This window comes from Chitinophaga sp. S165 (genome assembly GCF_003182155.1).
In the GTDB taxonomy this organism is placed as follows: Bacteria; Bacteroidota; Bacteroidia; order Chitinophagales; family Chitinophagaceae; genus Chitinophaga.
Genome location: NZ_QGTG01000012.1, coordinates 40,219 through 57,066, shown reverse-complemented (window position 1 = coordinate 57,066; position 16,848 = coordinate 40,219). Strand labels below are relative to the sequence as shown.

General features: G+C 43.8%; 14 protein-coding genes. 2 read left to right on the top strand and 12 right to left on the bottom strand.

What is annotated here, in order from left to right; genetic code table 11:
- Positions 1-74: 74 nt before the first annotated feature.
- From C7475_RS29605 to C7475_RS29560, 10 genes are all read right to left on the bottom strand, one after another.
- Positions 75-836, bottom strand: a complete 762-nt coding sequence (locus C7475_RS29605) for a hypothetical protein (RefSeq protein ID WP_146217699.1) — start codon at positions 834-836, stop codon at positions 75-77.
- Positions 836-1,534 carry a hypothetical protein gene (locus C7475_RS29600; RefSeq protein WP_110057056.1) on the bottom strand — a complete coding sequence of 233 codons (699 nt, stop codon included), beginning with the start codon at positions 1,532-1,534 and terminating at the stop codon, positions 836-838. Before C7475_RS29600 ends, C7475_RS29605 begins: the two co-directional genes overlap by 1 nt.
- Positions 1,524-2,798 carry a DUF4407 domain-containing protein gene (locus C7475_RS29595; protein ID WP_146217698.1) on the bottom strand — a complete coding sequence of 425 codons (1,275 nt, stop codon included), beginning with the start codon at positions 2,796-2,798 and terminating at the stop codon, positions 1,524-1,526. The genes C7475_RS29600 and C7475_RS29595 overlap by 11 nt, the downstream gene beginning before the upstream one ends.
- On the bottom strand, positions 2,764-3,156 hold the full coding sequence (locus tag C7475_RS29590) for a hypothetical protein (protein ID WP_158286651.1): 393 nt from the start codon (positions 3,154-3,156) through the stop codon (positions 2,764-2,766). The genes C7475_RS29595 and C7475_RS29590 overlap by 35 nt, the downstream gene beginning before the upstream one ends.
- A 75-nt stretch (positions 3,157-3,231) precedes the next feature.
- Positions 3,232-4,119, bottom strand: coding sequence for a hypothetical protein (locus tag C7475_RS29585; protein WP_146217697.1), 888 nt, complete (start codon positions 4,117-4,119; stop codon positions 3,232-3,234).
- 8 nt (positions 4,120-4,127) lie between these two features.
- The gene (locus tag C7475_RS29580; protein ID WP_110057052.1) at positions 4,128-5,114 is read right to left on the bottom strand and encodes a hypothetical protein; all 987 of its coding nucleotides are present in this window, start codon (positions 5,112-5,114) and stop codon (positions 4,128-4,130) included.
- Between the two features lie 482 nt (positions 5,115-5,596).
- Positions 5,597-6,937, bottom strand: coding sequence for a GDSL-type esterase/lipase family protein (locus C7475_RS29575; RefSeq protein ID WP_110057051.1), 1,341 nt, complete (start codon positions 6,935-6,937; stop codon positions 5,597-5,599).
- A gap of 229 nt (positions 6,938-7,166) precedes the next feature.
- Positions 7,167-7,808: a response regulator transcription factor gene (locus tag C7475_RS29570; RefSeq protein ID WP_233260009.1), complete on the bottom strand. Its 642-nt coding sequence runs from the start codon at positions 7,806-7,808 to the stop codon at positions 7,167-7,169.
- Positions 7,809-7,820: 12 nt separating this feature from the next.
- Positions 7,821-8,390, bottom strand: a complete 570-nt coding sequence (locus C7475_RS29565) for a hypothetical protein (RefSeq protein ID WP_110057049.1) — start codon at positions 8,388-8,390, stop codon at positions 7,821-7,823.
- A gap of 110 nt (positions 8,391-8,500) precedes the next feature.
- Positions 8,501-9,919, bottom strand: coding sequence for a hypothetical protein (locus tag C7475_RS29560; RefSeq protein ID WP_110057048.1), 1,419 nt, complete (start codon positions 9,917-9,919; stop codon positions 8,501-8,503).
- A 312-nt stretch (positions 9,920-10,231) separates the two neighbouring features.
- Between C7475_RS29560 and C7475_RS29555 the strand changes: the two genes are divergently transcribed.
- The gene (locus tag C7475_RS29555; RefSeq protein ID WP_110057047.1) at positions 10,232-10,774 is read left to right on the top strand and encodes a hypothetical protein; all 543 of its coding nucleotides are present in this window, start codon (positions 10,232-10,234) and stop codon (positions 10,772-10,774) included.
- On the opposite strand, the gene C7475_RS29550 is transcribed toward C7475_RS29555, so the two are convergent.
- The gene (locus C7475_RS29550) at positions 10,767-11,975 is read right to left on the bottom strand and encodes a clostripain-related cysteine peptidase (protein WP_158286650.1); all 1,209 of its coding nucleotides are present in this window, start codon (positions 11,973-11,975) and stop codon (positions 10,767-10,769) included. The two genes, C7475_RS29555 and C7475_RS29550, sit on opposite strands and share 8 nt — an antisense overlap.
- 155 nt (positions 11,976-12,130) lie before the next feature.
- On the opposite strand from C7475_RS29550, the gene C7475_RS29545 reads away from it, so the two are divergent.
- The gene (locus C7475_RS29545; RefSeq protein WP_158286649.1) at positions 12,131-15,034 is read left to right on the top strand and encodes a triple tyrosine motif-containing protein; all 2,904 of its coding nucleotides are present in this window, start codon (positions 12,131-12,133) and stop codon (positions 15,032-15,034) included.
- Between the two features lie 68 nt (positions 15,035-15,102).
- Here the strand turns inward: C7475_RS29545 and C7475_RS29540 are convergent, their stop codons facing one another.
- Positions 15,103-16,839: a RagB/SusD family nutrient uptake outer membrane protein gene (locus C7475_RS29540; RefSeq protein ID WP_110057044.1), complete on the bottom strand. Its 1,737-nt coding sequence runs from the start codon at positions 16,837-16,839 to the stop codon at positions 15,103-15,105.
- Between the last annotated feature and the right edge of the window lie 9 nt (positions 16,840-16,848).

The window sequence follows — 16,848 nt, the reverse complement described above, 5'->3', positions numbered from 1 at the left end:
CTTCGGCATAATCCGGGTGCAGGCAGTCAAATCTTTCACATTTCACATGGGTATATTGACGTTTACCACAACGGTTACATTTCATCATCGATAACAAATTTTGAGATAGTGTGATGGTATAGATGAATAATCTGAAAATGTTTAACAGGTCCTGGTGGTACATGTGCCAGTGGAAAACTCAGTTCCTGATCAAGCTCATAGATCTTGACCTCGCTGAATTGATCCTGTACGGGTATAATACGTTCTGCCTGATTGAAATGTGCAAACGGTTGTGACGAGACGGCAAGCGCCAGGGATGGCTCTATTCGGACCGGTTCATTGCGCCGGAGTGCTGTTACCTGTGCTTTAATTTCATTCGATGACTGATCGTAGGTACAACGTATGGTTAGCGGCGGGTGAGGTATATCAGAGATCGCTGCCATTTTTTTTTCCTGCTGTTTCTTTTTTTTATTAAGGTCCTGTAATTTATTGCGCAGCACAACCAAATCTTCTGTATGTAGAGGATGTTTTTGTAATGCACATTTTTGTTGTTCCAGCGCCGCCAGTTTTTCTTTTATTTGCTCAAACCGCTTTTCCTGATCACTACAAGCAGATGACGCTTCATCCAGTTGAGATCTGATACCCGGTAGGTTTTTTGTATATTCCTTATATAAGTTCAATGCCTGTCTGTGACCCGCAAGTCTGTTATCAAGTTCTTTCAGGTGATCGGGATCCGGCCTCATTGTGTATACCAATACCGGCCAGTGGCAATGCTGACAGGATTTCTGATCAGGGTAACAGACCGGATATTTACAAACGGGACATGTTACATCGAGGGTGAAACTAACATGCTCCATTATATAATAATTATTTTTGGGGCGGGAGAACTGAGCTTACAATCATATTCTTCAACAGAAAGATGGCTGAAAAATATCTGGTAGCTACCCGCGTTAAGTCCTTTTATTTTTTTCTTCCAATCGCAGGACCATTTATTTTGTGTTACAACAATCCAGTCTTCACGCCCGATTAAAAAAAGGCAGGTGGCTTTTCCTGTTGTCTGGGTAACAGGTTGTTTGGCGTCAGTCAATGCCAGAATAAGATCACAAGGGAAATTTAGTTTTTTCTGGCTGGTAGCAATTATCTTACTGCCCTCTATCTGTAACTGTAAAACCTCTGCAGGTGCATTCTTTGGAAAGTTCTTATACAAGGAACTCATCTGTCTTATTGACATGTCATTATCATGTATTTCAAGTTCCAGCAACTGTATCGATGCTTCCAGATTTTCTTTTTCCTGTTGCTTGCCCTCTAGTTGCTTTATGAGGAAGTCAATGTCTTTCGTTAATGCCGTTTCCGCCTCTGTGGCTGACGCGTAAGCCAGACTTGCTGCAGCGGTATCGACCTTTGACTGCTTAATTGCGTCACGGATCTCTTCGATTTGTGAGGCGAGGGATGCATTGTGATTGGCAATATACTCACTGGCAACGCGGATGCTTTCCAATGGAGAAGCATGTACCAGGTTTACACTTACTCGCGGCTGTAGGGTGTTAGTTGTCATGACTGTTATTGAACATATCGTTATGGTAATCGGGATCGTTATTCGCTTTATTTATCTGTTCTTCGTGCCAGCCTGACATCGCAGTTTTTATGATCTCGCGTTGAGAGTGTGCCAAGTGTCTTACCAGGCCTCTGTTGCTTTTATATTCCTCCATATCCAGCGAACGGCGTAATCTGTCTTCCGTACTGTAGGAAGATTCTATCTGCATAATGCGATTCTCATATGCGCCGGGCTTGGTCATCAGTTTTAGTATCATCGGCGCCATTTCAATAAATATAAAGAGGAGTGTGACGAAGAGTATGGCATGTGAAGCCGTCTGGTCCTTTTTGCTAATATTGCCTAGTGCTACTTCCTGATTGAGAATAGACGGCTGATAATTTTCCAACAATTGTTTTCGTTGGAGGTCCATCTCTGTCGCCAATTTTGCAAGCGCCTGCTGGTGGTTGTTTTGTATATAGCCATTGATCTTTACCTGACGTCGGGCATCGATGGCGTCGATTCTTATTCGCGTGGAACTGGTATCTAACTTCAGCAGATTCTTTTGAGCAACCAAAGAATCCCGGAATGCCCTGTGAAGCTTTGCGTTGGTTCCATATCCTACTAATCTGGATTTTCCTTTCCCATCAGTTTCGTACGCTACGCTATCCGTCCGCGCAAAAATTGCTGAATCTTTAATCGCCAGATCTTCTACTAAGGTTATGTAGCGTTTCTGTAGTGGTTGCATTTCTTCGGTTTCCGGTAACTGATTGATCACCTTTGTTCTGGCTTTTTCCAATAGAACTTTTTTCTGTGATTCCAGGGTGTCCAGATCTGCTAACAGTTTGTTTTGGGTTATGCGGAGTTCATCACGTATTTCCTGGTCGAAGATGCGGTATTCAAGGGGTTTGGAAATGATGATACCGATGAAGCCAGCCAATAATAGTCGCGGCCAGGCCAGTTTCAATTTCATCCAGAAGGTACCGCGGTTGGATACTGATACAATAAAGAAACGGTCGAGACAAAAAATGAATATTCCCCAGGCTACCGCCGGAAGGAATGCTGCATATCCGATCTCATCCTTCAGTAATACCGTAAACGCGTAGGAGGAGGACAAAAAGGCGAATAGGGCTGTCGTGCAGATCACCGTACCGTAAGAAAAGAAACGGTTTTTTTCAGTAGGCAGTTCGTCCAGTACATCGGTATTGGCACCTCCTGCCCAGCAAAAGAAACGGTATAGTGGATTCATCTTCTTAACTGTGTCGGGATGTTGAATGGTGTTTTTCACGTCGTTTTTTTTCTTCTTGTATAAATTTTTCAGTCTGTTCGTCTAGTATGCGTCGCTGCTGCTGAATCATTTTTTGTAGTATGGATGCCTGATCTGCCAGTATATCTTTTAACCTGACCTGTTCAAAGTCGATGTTTAAACTGTCGGAAATGTTGATCAGTTTTCGGTGGTTTTTGGGTAGTCTGGCTGCTAGTATGTTACGCAGCACGTCAAGATCTACAACCGGTATTGGAGGGTTGCGGACACCTGACCTGTTCAGGTATTTCAGTAGCGGCGAGGCAATGGTGTTCCATTTATTCCTGGCGCGCAACATAAGCCCTGGAACTTCAGGTATCTCCACCAATAAATTGCGGATCATCCGGTTCAGGTACTGTTTTCGAAAGTAGCTCCTGAATACGGTTTTTACGGGTTTGGGGTTTCTTCTTTTCATAGATCAGAAAATCGTCATCTTATCCGCTTTTTCTACCAGTACCTTGATCTCTTTATCAAACTGTTTTAACTGTTCCCCTACCCGGTCAAAAAGCGTTTTCATGTGACTATCTAGGTGATGGCGCTTGCCTAAGGCGCCGTAAATGGCCTGATTTTGCTCGAAGTGCTGTTGATATACCGATATGTTCTTGCTGTGCCGGTCACGGATGTCTATCAGCTTTTCCTTAATCGTCGTGAGTTGCGTGTGTACTTCGGTATATGATATTGTTGCTTTATCAAGCTCCTGGTAATATTGCTTGCTTAATATTGACAATTCTGTTTTCTCTTGTTTGATTTCATCGGTAATATCCTGTAGGTTAGTGTCAATGCGATTTCGTTTGTTCTGTATGTTGGACCAGAGAGCTTTTGTTTCCTGTAAGAAGTCATTTTCTAAACCGGAAAAGAAGGTATCTAGCTCACTGAGTAATTTGTTTAGCTCGTTTATATCCCCCTGGTGCGTCTCTTGCCATGACATTAATTCCTGCTGAATCGCTGCCGGATCTTTCTCTGATAGGAGACGATCTAATTCCTGTATCTCGCTGCGTTGTTTCTCGAGTGTAGTGAGTTCCTGGTGCCGGGTGCGTAATTCCTGGAGTTGTTCCATAATGGTATGATGCTCTTCCTGCTCGCGATCCATTTGCGCAATCGTTTGTTGCAGCTGGGCGATCAGCTCTTTCAGCCGGTCGGTCTCTTCTTTCATTAGCTGCAGCTTTCTTGGAGCGTTGAACCGATCGCTAAAGCTGATCAGCGCGGCCATAATGGAGCTGACATCCCTGGTCATTTGTGCCTGTGCCAGGGCATCGCTGGGCTCCAGGTTTTCGATGTACTCTATGATTGCGCTGGGGTTGATCATCGACGTCATTATAACAGATAAGACTTTTCACCTATTGTAGCCCAGATGTGCTGGTTACCATCCTGGTAAAAAAAAAGTTCAGTGTTGCTGAATACCTGGTGGTCACAGGTCAGATCGACCGGATGGTTGCCTATATATAAAGTTATTGCTCCCGCATACAGGACCGGAAGTTTTTTGGGACGTATATACTCTTCATAAGGGGTATCAGCCGGTACTAAATATAGATCCTTGTCATCGGGGTAGCTGTGTACCTTTATTTTTACGTTTGTTGCAGCCGCTGCATAGAACGATGCTCCATATTGTTGTAGTTGTGCAGCCCCCTGGAGTTTAGCTATCCGGCAGGTAGGTTCGTAAGTTCCTGACAGCACTGAACCAAGCAGCCCAAAAAAATAATGGCTTTTCTGCAAATCGATAGACAGCTGCCTGGCTATCTCATTTTTGAAAGCGAGGATATGATCAATCTCAATATCCGCCCATAATTTCTGATCGAATACTTCCATCAATTTGTTGTAACGCTTGTCACCATTAGACTGCTCTCGGATCGCTTTTGCTACTGAATACCCGATAGTCGCTCCGTTTGGGTCGGGCTGTTCCAGGAACTGATCAAACGCTTTGATGTCTTGATAATTATAATTGAAATAACGTTCGAAGAGAGGAATAAGTGGGACATCGCGACAGATGCTGTCTTTATTCAATGAATATCTGCCTGCAGTAAAATTGATGGTAGCTGCATGGCAGATATCACCTTCAAGGTCGATAACCTGGACATCTCCTTCGATATCCGGATTTCTGCTTTTAATATATGCGGCAATAGCTTCGAAAGGAGAGCAAACATGACTGGGATCTATTTTCCCGGAAGCTGATTTATCAAATAGTAGCTTGTGTCGATAGTTGGGGTCAAAATAAGATTTGTAATCACATAATAAAATGACATTATCCTTTTCCGGAATTGTCATCTTATCTGGTTGATCGTAATTTACCTGAATCACTGCCATCAGTTAATGTTTTAAACTCAGCGAAACAAAACACATCTTATAAAGCAACCAGCCGAAAAAGAACTTCTTGAACATACCCCATCTACTTGTGCCGAAAATGCAGGAAGACCTTTATAATTAACTGCATGTTTTATGAAAAAAATCTATTTTATTTCAATCACTATTTTTCAATTGAATAAAATAACTTACCCCTAAAGCACATTGTATGCACTTTAAGAGAACAATCAGGAAGATCTGCATGGGATAGATTAAGAATGCTAATGACTAGCACATGGGGTATATGCAATATACTTAAACGAGTAGTGGTTGCGACAGTACGTACGTTAAATTGTATAGTCCGGATTTTTAAAATGATAATAAAGTGAGCAATAATATTTGCCCAATTACTATAAATATGTTTTGAGTATTGAAAATCAACTGATTGAAAAAAATATCCTCACCCTGTTTTATACGGGTGAGGATAGTATCATGGCATGTAGCCACTATTGTACCCGTATTGACGACACCTGGTCGTTGGCATTCGGGCTTAGTGTAGTAAAGTTAGGTGTATCACTGGTCCTGGTCCAGGATGTGCCGCTGAAGTTATCATCAGCGTACATGATCAGGGTTCTTCCTGCAGGTACTTTTACAGAAGATGCCCAGTCATTCGGCATGCCTTTCGCTGCCAGCTGCGCAATGGTATAATTGCCGACAGGTAATACCTGGCTGGCAGGGCCACCATACTCCGTATCCCTGTAGAACGTAACACCGCTTGTTGGAGTGCCGGTCAGATAAGGTTGCAGGATAGGCTGTAACAGGTTAGCCGCCTTGATATTGCCCGCAACGCTGGGATGCAGGCCGTCAGTATAATCTGCACCCGTCATCCAGCCGTCGGTATCAACGTAATGTACTTTAGTATCGCCGGCCGCAATACGGGCATTTACTGCCGCTACTGTGGGTGTTACCAGGTAACCATTAAAGGTGCGCATTACGAAGATCTCCACATTAGAGAACTTCGCACGGATGTTTGAGAGGAACGTGATGTAACTGTCACGGAACTGCGCCTCTGGTACGTGGCCGTTATCGTTTGTTCCTAGGTTGATAACGATCACTTTGGGCGTATATCGTGTAAAGTCCCAGGGGGTAGCATTAAAAGCGGGATTCTGGAGCTTAAAATACTGTACATCCATACCGGGGCCATTATCACCACTAACCAGCCGTATACCAGGGTAAGCGATCTGGGTGTGCTCCGTATGTAATAGCTGTTCCGAACATACCCAGCCATAACCTGATACGTTAGCCTGTTCGTCCGTGTAACCACAGGTAATAGAGTCGCCTATCCATTCAATGAGCGCTGCCAGTGCCGGAGGGGCGCTGGTAGTAGCACCGGCGTCCAGTATCAGCCCCTGGAATTTAAATTGATAGTCATAGTCTTTGCCTTGTGCCACGCTGAGCGTATGAGTACCATTGCTTAGTGGTGCAGGCGTAAGGTTGATGGTGCCGGAAGCATTGTAATAGCTTATCCATGGACCATCGTCAATCTTTGCATAATAGTGGGTAGGGTACCCTACTTTGATCTTCACCGTAGTACCAGTAAAGTTTACCCGGAAGTAGGCGCCACCCCAATAGCTGGCATATTCTGCCGGATTGGTGAAGTCCCAGCGGCCGAAGTATTTAATATTACCATCGGCCAGGTCGCCGGGAACAGCAGCGGCATTGGCTGTTAGCTTTGCTGTTGTCAGATCATTGTTGCTGATTGCAGTGGGCTCTGTGAACTGGGTCTTTACGCAACCAAAATGGCATAAAGCCATTATAGCAAAGCTAAATAGTCTTAGCGTTTTCATGGGAGGGTCTTGTTTTTTTTGATAAAGGTGGTTTTTCAACGGGCGTCAAAATACAATTTAGGGGTGCGCAATTCCCGTTGAGAAGAGGGTAAATAGAACAGACCAGAACAGGTACTACAATGGTTGCCTATGGCTAGAGATTTATGCAGGTCAATTCACGCGGAATACCGGTAAGGATAACCCGGTTAACCTGTGGTATATAGCAGCAGGATAATACAGTAGTGAAATGTTATAACGATACCAATTCTCTCCGGATCGCTTCAAGGACCATTCCCACCCTGCTTTGTACATTCAGTTTCTCAAACAATGATTCACGATATCCATCCACTGTCCGTTCAGCTACTTTCATTTCAGCCGCTATCTTTTTATATGTAAAATCGCTGCAGGCCAACTGGAGGAATATTTTCTCCTTATCCGTGAGTTGCAGGTTTTTTGCCAACTGTTCATGGGTGAGCAAACGGCGGTAATTTATGTTGAGCGAGTCGCCGTTATAGATCCCCTTCGCATATACCTGCTGTAACGCCTTTTCCAGCTCTTCCGGATGGATATCTTTCTGTAGATAGGCATTGCATCCTGCTTTGATCATCCTGATGATAGTCGTATCGTCATCCTTCATGGAAAGGGCGATCATTTTAATGAGCGGATATTTTTTATTTATCTCTGACACCGTATCTATCCCACCCATAACAGGCATATTTACATCGATTAGGATTATTTCCGGCAAAGCAGGGGCCACCGTCAGTTTATTCAATAGTTCCTGCCCGTTCAATGCTTCCAGCGTTACTTCGAAATCACTGAAAGTGTTGATTAAAACGCTTAGCGACTTCAGGAAAAGCTGATGATCATCTGTTATACCTACTGCAATTTTCATCGTGTTGTACAATTAAAAGGGTAAAAGGATGTGGACACCATTGCCGCAATAATATGTTCCCTGTAACAGGCGTATGCGCTTTAATATTTTCTCTGACAGCGGTAAGGGGAGAGCGGCATCAGTGATCGTTACTTCCACTGTTTTAGCAGCAATCCTGATGCTCACTCCCCATGCCATATAATTTCGCACCAAGTCAAGTAAAATGCAGAATAACATCACCTGTTTTTCAGCTGATAGCGATAATGCTCTTCTAACGCTTATCAGCGCTACCGGTACTGTACCTGACGCATTTATATCATTCACTTCCCGTTGCAGGTGCTCCAGTGAATTGAAACTGAATATGTCCTGCATGGGTTGCGATAACTTGCGTATCTCCTGTATTGCAGTACACAGGGACATCTGTGCAATATTTAACGTATCCGATGCCAGGGATATATCATTCATGGTCGCTCCCAATAACATATTAACACTACCCAACAACTGAGCGACTTTGTCATGCAGGGCAATTCCTAACCGGGTGTATAAATACTGGTGTAGTTCGATCTGGGCCTGTAAAAGTTCGATTTTCAGTTCTTCGTCCATAAAGTTACTTTAATTAAGTTGACTGGAAAATCATCACAGGCAGGAAAATAAACAATGGGATCAGGTGATAAAGTCATAGTATTATATCATAGATCAATACCCTGAGGTGGTTATTCATGTCCGGAACCACCAAGATTGTAGGAAATTGCAAAGAAGCCTCCTACACGCAGGGATTTCTCTGTCAGATCAATATCATCAAGATCACTAAATCGTTGATAATTTTTCCAGTCGCGGTACTTGTTCTTAAGAACATCCGCATATCCGACGCTCGCGCCAATGCTAAGTACCAGCCGCCTGCTCAATTCGTTTGAAGACGGGAATCCCAGGCTGGTACCAATAAACAGCCTTGAATTAGCGAGTGTGGAGAAGTCGGGCGCAAGGCCGGTTGTAAGCATCCATTGAAGGTTACATGAAGTAGTCTTGTACCAATGCACAAATACGACCGGATTGAACTGGATCAGTTTGTTTTTATTGCTTTTGTACAGCATCACATGGGCAGTATCTTCGCCAGTCTTAGCATCGGTAGGGTTTTTCCGTAGCGAATATTCAGTACCATTACCACCAATGTTGGCGGCAAGACCAACACTGAAGTCCACCCGCGTGCCTCCATAGGTCCTGATGGGGTGAGGCGCAATGGTGAATGCGACTTTACCGGTATTGTCCTTCAGTTCATCACTGATGACAATAAAGTCTCCTTTAGCAGTACTGATGTTACCAGGCGGCAGATTATAATCTGCAGTCAGGACTTTGTGAAGATTATATTGGATGATGCTGATGTTTTTCAGAAGTACATTAGCATTAGATCCTGTATAAAGGTTATTGAGTGCAGCAACCTTTTTTTCGAGGGAATCAATTAAGGGTTGAATAGTCTTGTCGTTGAGTGTCTTCAATCCCATCAATGTAAACGAGATGCTATCAAGACCTCTGTAGATCTGTTGTTGATGCGACTGGAATTTTTCGGGTATGTTATCTTTGGTTATACCATATGCAGCAACTGGTTTAAGAATACCGGCTTCCATTACCTCACCTGAATAGTTAGCAGGATCATTCTTTGCTATTTTTATTAGCGTATCAATAGTAATGATCGCGTTAATCGCCAGGATACTTTGTTGTATCCGGCCGAAGTGCTGCTGCATAGAACTTAGCGTTCTGTATTTCTTGCGAAGGTAATCGCCAGCTGAAGATATGCTTTTACCCGAGGAAGTTGCTTCCAGGGCTTCAGACTCTGCATCATCTGCAGCCTTTTTTTCAGGTCCGGAAATGCCGTTTAATGCAGATTGAACAATATCCATCCCATCCTGAAAACTATGGTTGATATCTGAAAAAGTAACATTCGACTTAAAGGCAAATGGATTGATAGCGGTATACGACAGCGCTATGGTAGTACCTTCTTTTATCAAAAGTGGAAAATCTTTTTCGAATGCTCCCTTATGCATATTGTACGTTATCTGGATTGTACCATCGTCTTTTTTCTGCGCAGTGCAGAGGTGGCAGATCAACGAAAGTGAAAAGAGGATAAGTGGTTTCATGTTTTTGATTTTTGAGATTAACCGGATTATTGATCGGAGTTTGTGCTCTACATGTGCGACACAAACTTACTTTTAGAGGCAGGAGCCGGCAATGGGAAAAATAGTTCCCCATACCGTATTTTTCCCGTAGGAAATAAAAAATACAAACTAGTTGGTATTGTCCTGGTCTAACCTTGCGTTTATCTTTCCATTCCGAAGAATGCTGGCCAACAGGAACATTCCTGTCATTATACCATTTTTCCTTTTTACCGCGTACACCTCTCAAAAAGCATCATCACATCCAATATATTTTTAACCTTAAATTTTAATAAGATGTTAGAAACAACTACAGCTACAAGTACAACTACAAGTACAGCTACTGAGACTGCTGCTGCAGAAGTGAAATTAGCAGCCACTATTGCACTTTCTTCCAGGTTGGAAAATCCTGAGACTACATTTACGATCACGTTAAGTGAAGTAGAAGAGGATACAGATACAGAAGACGCCGATACAAGTCCTGTTAGCGTAGCAGGTGCTTCCATTCTAAAAGAGGATGGCAAAACAAAAGTTCCCGGTGGACCTTCTGCTTTGGACCTGGAAGTAGTGAGGGCATGCATATTCGAATTAACGACTGAACCGAGAGTAACCAGTGTAACCCGGGAGGTCATTGATGGACAGGTAAAAGTGACCATCAATGCTGTGATCGTTGCCAAAGCATATGAGGACAGGGAATACGACTCCTTTGAAAGAACCAGGTTCCGCATGATAGAGTTCCCTCAAAGTCCTATGGATATCGGAACCGGTTCGAACATAAAAATGAATGCGAAGCCCAGGGACAACAACGATATAGAGGTGGAAATTGCCTTTTCTATCTAGTTAATAACACGGTTTGTATTTTCAGACCATCGGCATATTCGACATATTTATCAACGAATGTCGCCCATTCTTTGCAAGCGACTGCAATCCCGGAAATTGATCCGGGATTGTTTCTTACAAATCCGTTGTAGAAATGATTGTCCGATGTATCTGGGATTGAAACAGAAAGACCAAGTGCTATTTTGGGGTCAAGTTTGTTGAGTTCATGCCCTGTAAACTTTGCTATGAACATATTTTCCTGCAGGGAGCGTAGTTGTGCGATGGTTTGAGCCTCCCAGTTATCGCCGAGCGCATCCGCTATGCCATATATGAGAACAAAAAGATCCATTAGCTTGCCTGCTCCGTTAAGGTAATTGTCACTCCTGATGGCTGAATGAATAACATCAGGTTGTTCATCCATTTCCTCGCTTAGCCGTTTGCCCAGTTTGTTCATGATGTTAACCAATTCGTCATACGATGATAGCTTTGTTGCAAAGAATGCCGCACATGCTAACCTGTCCCTCAATTCCTTTGAAAGAGGGCGTGTTGGTATAACCAGCGTTGCAAGCTGCTTTGAAGATATGTTGGGATTAGTGTATAATTCACCGAAGATCTTCCTGTAATTATAACCGAAGAAGGTGATGCCATATTGTGCAGCGACCAGATATTCAACTTGTGCCTGATGGAGTAGTAAGCCGGTATCAAAGTACTGCATAAAGCAATCCACCATAACTATCAGCTTCATTTTACCGGAGAATGTATGCAGAATAGCCTCCTTCAGTTCCATCATATCAAGCATCTTATGGCTTTCAGTCTGCATAGTGCCGGATACAAAAACACTAATGGCCGCGCCATGTCCCCAGGTAAACAGCATATAGTTTTCTGCCCTTTGTTCACCTGTATGTATTGATTGGAAGAATAGCCTCACATCATGTGAACTGGTAATATCGAAGTCCCCGTCTTGATTCAGCAATTTAAGTTTACTGCCTCCTCCTGCATTCCGGACAACCTGGTAGAATAACGTTGTCTGTCCAGGTCCGGAGGCAGGTCCCTGATAAAGCGGATCTACCTTTTTAATAGCAGCTATCGGTATTTGAAGACAAATGCTAATGCAAATTTCATCGGGAATGGTGAGGCTTAATATATCATCAAACATTGCTTTTGCTGCTGTAGTGGTGTTACCGGGACAGTCCATGAGGTATATCACTGTCCACTTGTGCATTCCTGCCATTTTGAGTATCTTTAAAGAGATTTTATAAAATGCGCAAAATCTGTATTCTTCTCGCCTTATTTTTGTTTGCTCCGGGGTACCTGAATAATTGTTTGGGGCAACTACAGGAATTTTATCACTTCCGCAAATATAGTCAAACAGATGGTTTGAGTAGTTACAATATTACTAAAATTTTGCAGGACCAATATAAATTTATTTGGATCAGTACACAGGATGGTCTGAACTGTTTTGATGGCAAAAGATTCCTTGTTTTTAACCAGCAATCAGACCCCGCTCACCGCCTGAAAGGTAATACTATCATGGATATGGCGGAAGACCGTCAACGACAACTGATATGGCTGATCACATCTAACGGCGGACTGCAATCGGTAGCAACAGGTACCCAGACAGTGGTGTCGTTGGAAGAGAAAGACAAGACCGCATTATCTTTTAATGACAAATGGTTACATAGTGTTGCGATATGCGGTGACGTATTATGGATTGGCGCTTACGAAGGGTTATTCGCATACGATCTTTCACAACATACATTCATTAAACTGCCAGAACTGGCGGATAATTTTCCATCGTTATCTGACATTAAAATAGGTAAACTATTGGCAGATGATCAAGGGAGAATATGGGCCTGCTGCGATGAAGCAGGTATGCTGCTGCTTGATGGAAAAACAGGCAGGATATTAAGCCAGTTGCCTGCTGAAGGCATGAACACTGCCGGTTCCCGCAAATCGATCTTATTCTGGAATATAACCGGCGCGCCGCAAAACGAGGCGTTTGTATCTACGAACTGGGGCCTGCGGCAAATTAGTGCGGCAAATAATAAGCTGTCGCTCAAACAACGGAATGCGTCAAACGTGATCAATACAAAAGAAGTATTCAGTTGTGCATTGGATACTACAGGTAATCTATGGATATCAGATGCTCATCATCTTTACAAAGAAGAACAACAAACAGGACGGCTGACAAAAATAAGTGAACGAAACAATGAAAGTGACGCATGGCAAACTGCTATCTATTCTTTATACTTCGACGATAATAACCGCTTGTGGATGGGATCAGAGGAAGGATTGTCCTATTGCTCACTGCGAAAACAACCCTTTGAAAAGTTCTATCGTTCCGCTGGTTCTACAACTAAGATCCAGCATGCATTTTCTATTTATCCGTTAAATGATTCTATTGTTTATTGTGGCGCTGCCAACGGATTATACGAGGTCAATACAAATACTGACCTTATCCGGCAGCTGCACGCAGGCGCTTCCTGTTACCTTATTGCAGCCGTTACTCCCGACAATATTCTGGTGTCAAATAGTGAAGGATTGTTTATTATCACTAAAGGAAAACTACTGCGCGCAAAACAGCTATACCCGGAGTTAGCAGGAATAGAGAATGATCTCTTCTGCACAATGACCAGGTATAATAACGACATCATTCTTTTAGGAAGTCAGTTACGAAAAGGCCTGTATGTATGGGATCAAGCGAGCAAAAAGATAACAAGGCATAACAGTGAAAATGGATTACAGCTGGACCAGGAAAATATCAGCTCTTTTTATAAAGACAAAGAGGGGAGGGTATGGGTACTGTCGACGAATTCTCTTTCTCAGTTCGATCCCTTAACGGGTAAGTCTTCCCGTCATGTAATAACAGGTGCTGCCTCTTCGCAAACGTCCGACATCTTGCTGGATATGTGCGAGACAAATGATAGTTACTGGTTTGCAGTTTACGGTAAAGGCCTGGTGGAAACCGATAAACAATTGCATCTGAAACGTATCATGTCTAAAACATCCGGCCTGTGTAATAATGGAGTTTACAAGGTTTTTGCAGTTGGAGATAGTGTTGTCCTGGTTACATCGAACGACGGACTGGCGGTCGTCAATGTACATAACAACAGGATCAGGAACTACTATGAACAGGATGGTCTGCAGTCAAATTCATTCGAACAGTTCTGCGGTTATAACAGCAGTCCGGATACTATCTATGCAGGTGGTGTGAATGGCTTTTCTATTATTTACCCCCGGAATTTCTTTATGAATACAACACCGCCGGGATTGTATATTAACCGGATAAAAATGGATGCTACATCCGGTAGCAGAGATACTACCAACCTGCAGATGACAACATTAAGAATCCCTTCAGATGTTTATCAGACCACTATCTTTTTCTCGGGCATGAATTTTAATAGTCCTGAGAGAGTAAAGTATGCATACAGGATACCAGAAGTGAACGATAAATGGACGGACATCGGTAGTCAGAACTATATCCCCTTAATGGACCTTCACCCCGGTGAATATACCATCCAGATAAAAGCAGGTAATGAAGATGATATCTGGACTGATCGCTTTGTTGAGCTCAGCCTTGAGTACATGCCTAAATGGTATCAGACGATCTGGTTCAAAGGCCTGGTTGTTTGTTTCGTGGTAGGACTATTATTTGCATTCTACCGGTACAGGATCGCGCAGCTGGAAAGACAACATGCCATCCGCCGTGAAATTGCTAATGACCTTCACGACGACCTGGGTAGTACGCTGAATACCGTAAAGGTGCTTACGCATCTTGCCAGGAACGGCACAGAACGGGAGGAGTATCTGAATAAGATAGAAGAGTCCCTGACCAGTGCTTCAACAGGATTAAGGGATATGCTGTGGGTACTGGATGATAGTGGAGATACATTACAGGACCTGATGACACGTATCTGTAATGCTGTATTGCCCGTTATTAATGCGAAAGGCATCCACCTGGATTGTAAGGTAGATGAGGAGCTGAAAGACCGTATTATTTCTAAAGCTGAAAAGCGGAACCTGTTATTGATTGCGAGGGAAGCGGTTAATAATAGTATCAAATATGCCACATGTAGAAATATCAGTATTTCCATTTCAGCGCATCCTAAATTGTCTCTGAATATTTCTGATGATGGTATAGGTTTCGATACGAAATTGATGTCTGTTACAGAAGGGAACGGGTTAAAGAACATGCGGTATCGTGCGGCGTATATTAATTATTCGGTAGATATTGATACCGCTCCTGAACGGGGCGTAAACATTGTAGTAAGGAAAAAATAACAGCTCCGGCATTGTATTTAAAACCTGCGGCCCCACACCATCGCTGGTATTGGGGCCGCAGGTATTTATTAATAACCCGGATTCTGTTTGAAGTGTGGGTTAGCACCCATGATGTCACGGCCTATCGGGAATATAGCTGTGTGATCATCACCATCGGGTTGTTTGTCCCACCATGTACCGGTGTTAAACACGCCCCAGCGGATTAAATCAGTACGGCGGCGGTTCTCTCCTAAGAACTCACGGCCCCATTCATCTAACATTTCCTGGTCGTTCAGCTGACTACCATCTGGTTTATACAGGCTTGGAGAACCGGCAGGATAGTTTCTTACGCGTACTGCGTTCAGCAGCCCTGCTGCAGCTGCCTTATCACCGGCACGGTACTTACATTCAGCCAGCATATAATAGATCTCTGATAAGCGGATCTCTGCATAAGCCGATGTGATACGGTTCGGATCAGGTGTCGGATATAACGGATATTTCAGGAAGAATACGCCTGAGTTATGATCAGCATGGTTCATGTTCGATTCCTTATCAGCAATACGCTGTCCTGGTTTGGCATCGAGGAACCAACCCACCTGGTCGCGGATGAACAGCGGGTAAGGACCCTTATTACCACGAACGGTATCAGGTTTCATTACACCATTCACATTACGCTCAAATGGCAGGTAACCGAACAGGAACATGCCTTCACGTTTACTGTTGCCCAGGTTCTTGTATAGTTTAAGGCGATAGTCGTCAGGATAGCGCTGGAACTTAACAAAAGGTTTGCCCAGTGCAAAGCTGTATTCAACGCTGTCTACGTCTCTGCCGGGTTGCAGTGCATATCTTGGATTTGCCTGGTTATAATCGGTGAAGCCGCAATAGAGTGGGGCTGCATCGTAGGTCATTGCCCAGAAGTACATGCCGCCGTCATATTGCCAGTGCGTACGGGAAAGCGTAGCAGGGAAACCGTAGATGGTCTCTGAATTAACGGTAGTGTTGGTATAATCAAAAGGAGCATCCCAACGGCTATCAAGCTGATAGTTACCATATTTGCCGTCTATGATATCCTGGCAAACGGTGGCGCAATCGTTGTACCTGTCTTGCTTAATGTATGCGTTTGCGTTCAGATACAGGCGTGCAAGCAATCCTGCAGCTCCTGCCTGTGTCCAACGGCCGATACCTTTATCACCCAGCGCTTCGCGTTTAGGCAGGTCAGGCAGCGCAGCTTTCAGCTCAGCTTCAATGTAATTGAACATTTCTGCGGGCGGTGTCTGATTCGGGCTGGTGGTAGTGTTTTTTACGTCTGTAACGATTACAATATTGCGGTAAAAATCGAATGCCCTTAAATAGAACCATGCTCTCAGAGTTCTGAGTTCGGCTTTGAAGTCGGCCAGCTCGGCTGGCGTAACATTCAGTTTAGTCGGGTCAGCAATGCCTTCCATGTCCTGCAGGGAGTTGGTAGCTAGTACGATACCCTGATAAAATGCTGTCCAGGCGCCACTGGTGAAGTTGTCCTGCGTCGTCCAGGTATGATAGTGCATACGTTGATAATAGCCACCGTCCTGCCAGTCGCCCTGACGGTTGTAGGTGCCTATCTCGTCGGTGGAGTTTTCATTTACGGCGAAGATATCATTTCCCTGGATGCTCCAGTAAGCATGTTCAAATGGCCGCAGGAAGTCCCTGATCACATCATCGCGCCTGGTGAGGACCTGCGATTCATCCACTTTATCATAAACATGCTCGTCAAGCTTTGTACAACCGCCCATGATGAGCGCTGTGCTCAACGCGGCATTTACTATATATTTTCTATAATTCTTTTTCATTTGTACCAG

Bases quoted from the DNA above. Each gene is read 5' to 3' on its own strand.
- C7475_RS29560 (WP_110057048.1), bottom strand. From the start codon at position 9,919: ATGAAACCACTTATCCTCTTTTCACTTTCGTTGATCTGCCACCTCTGC.
- C7475_RS29555 (WP_110057047.1), top strand. From the start codon at position 10,232: ATGTTAGAAACAACTACAGCTACAAGTACAACTACAAGTACAGCTACT.
- C7475_RS29540 (WP_110057044.1), bottom strand. From the start codon at position 16,839: ATGAAAAAGAATTATAGAAAATATATAGTAAATGCCGCGTTGAGCACA.
- C7475_RS29600 (WP_110057056.1), bottom strand. From the start codon at position 1,534: ATGACAACTAACACCCTACAGCCGCGAGTAAGTGTAAACCTGGTACAT.
- C7475_RS29565 (WP_110057049.1), bottom strand. From the start codon at position 8,390: ATGGACGAAGAACTGAAAATCGAACTTTTACAGGCCCAGATCGAACTA.
- C7475_RS29570 (WP_233260009.1), bottom strand. From the start codon at position 7,808: ATGAAAATTGCAGTAGGTATAACAGATGATCATCAGCTTTTCCTGAAG.
- C7475_RS29580 (WP_110057052.1), bottom strand. From the start codon at position 5,114: ATGGCAGTGATTCAGGTAAATTACGATCAACCAGATAAGATGACAATT.
- C7475_RS29585 (WP_146217697.1), bottom strand. From the start codon at position 4,119: ATGATCAACCCCAGCGCAATCATAGAGTACATCGAAAACCTGGAGCCC.
- C7475_RS29550 (WP_158286650.1), bottom strand. From the start codon at position 11,975: ATGCACAAGTGGACAGTGATATACCTCATGGACTGTCCCGGTAACACC.
- C7475_RS29605 (WP_146217699.1), bottom strand. From the start codon at position 836: ATGGAGCATGTTAGTTTCACCCTCGATGTAACATGTCCCGTTTGTAAA.
- C7475_RS29575 (WP_110057051.1), bottom strand. From the start codon at position 6,937: ATGAAAACGCTAAGACTATTTAGCTTTGCTATAATGGCTTTATGCCAT.
- C7475_RS29590 (WP_158286651.1), bottom strand. From the start codon at position 3,156: ATGATCCGCAATTTATTGGTGGAGATACCTGAAGTTCCAGGGCTTATG.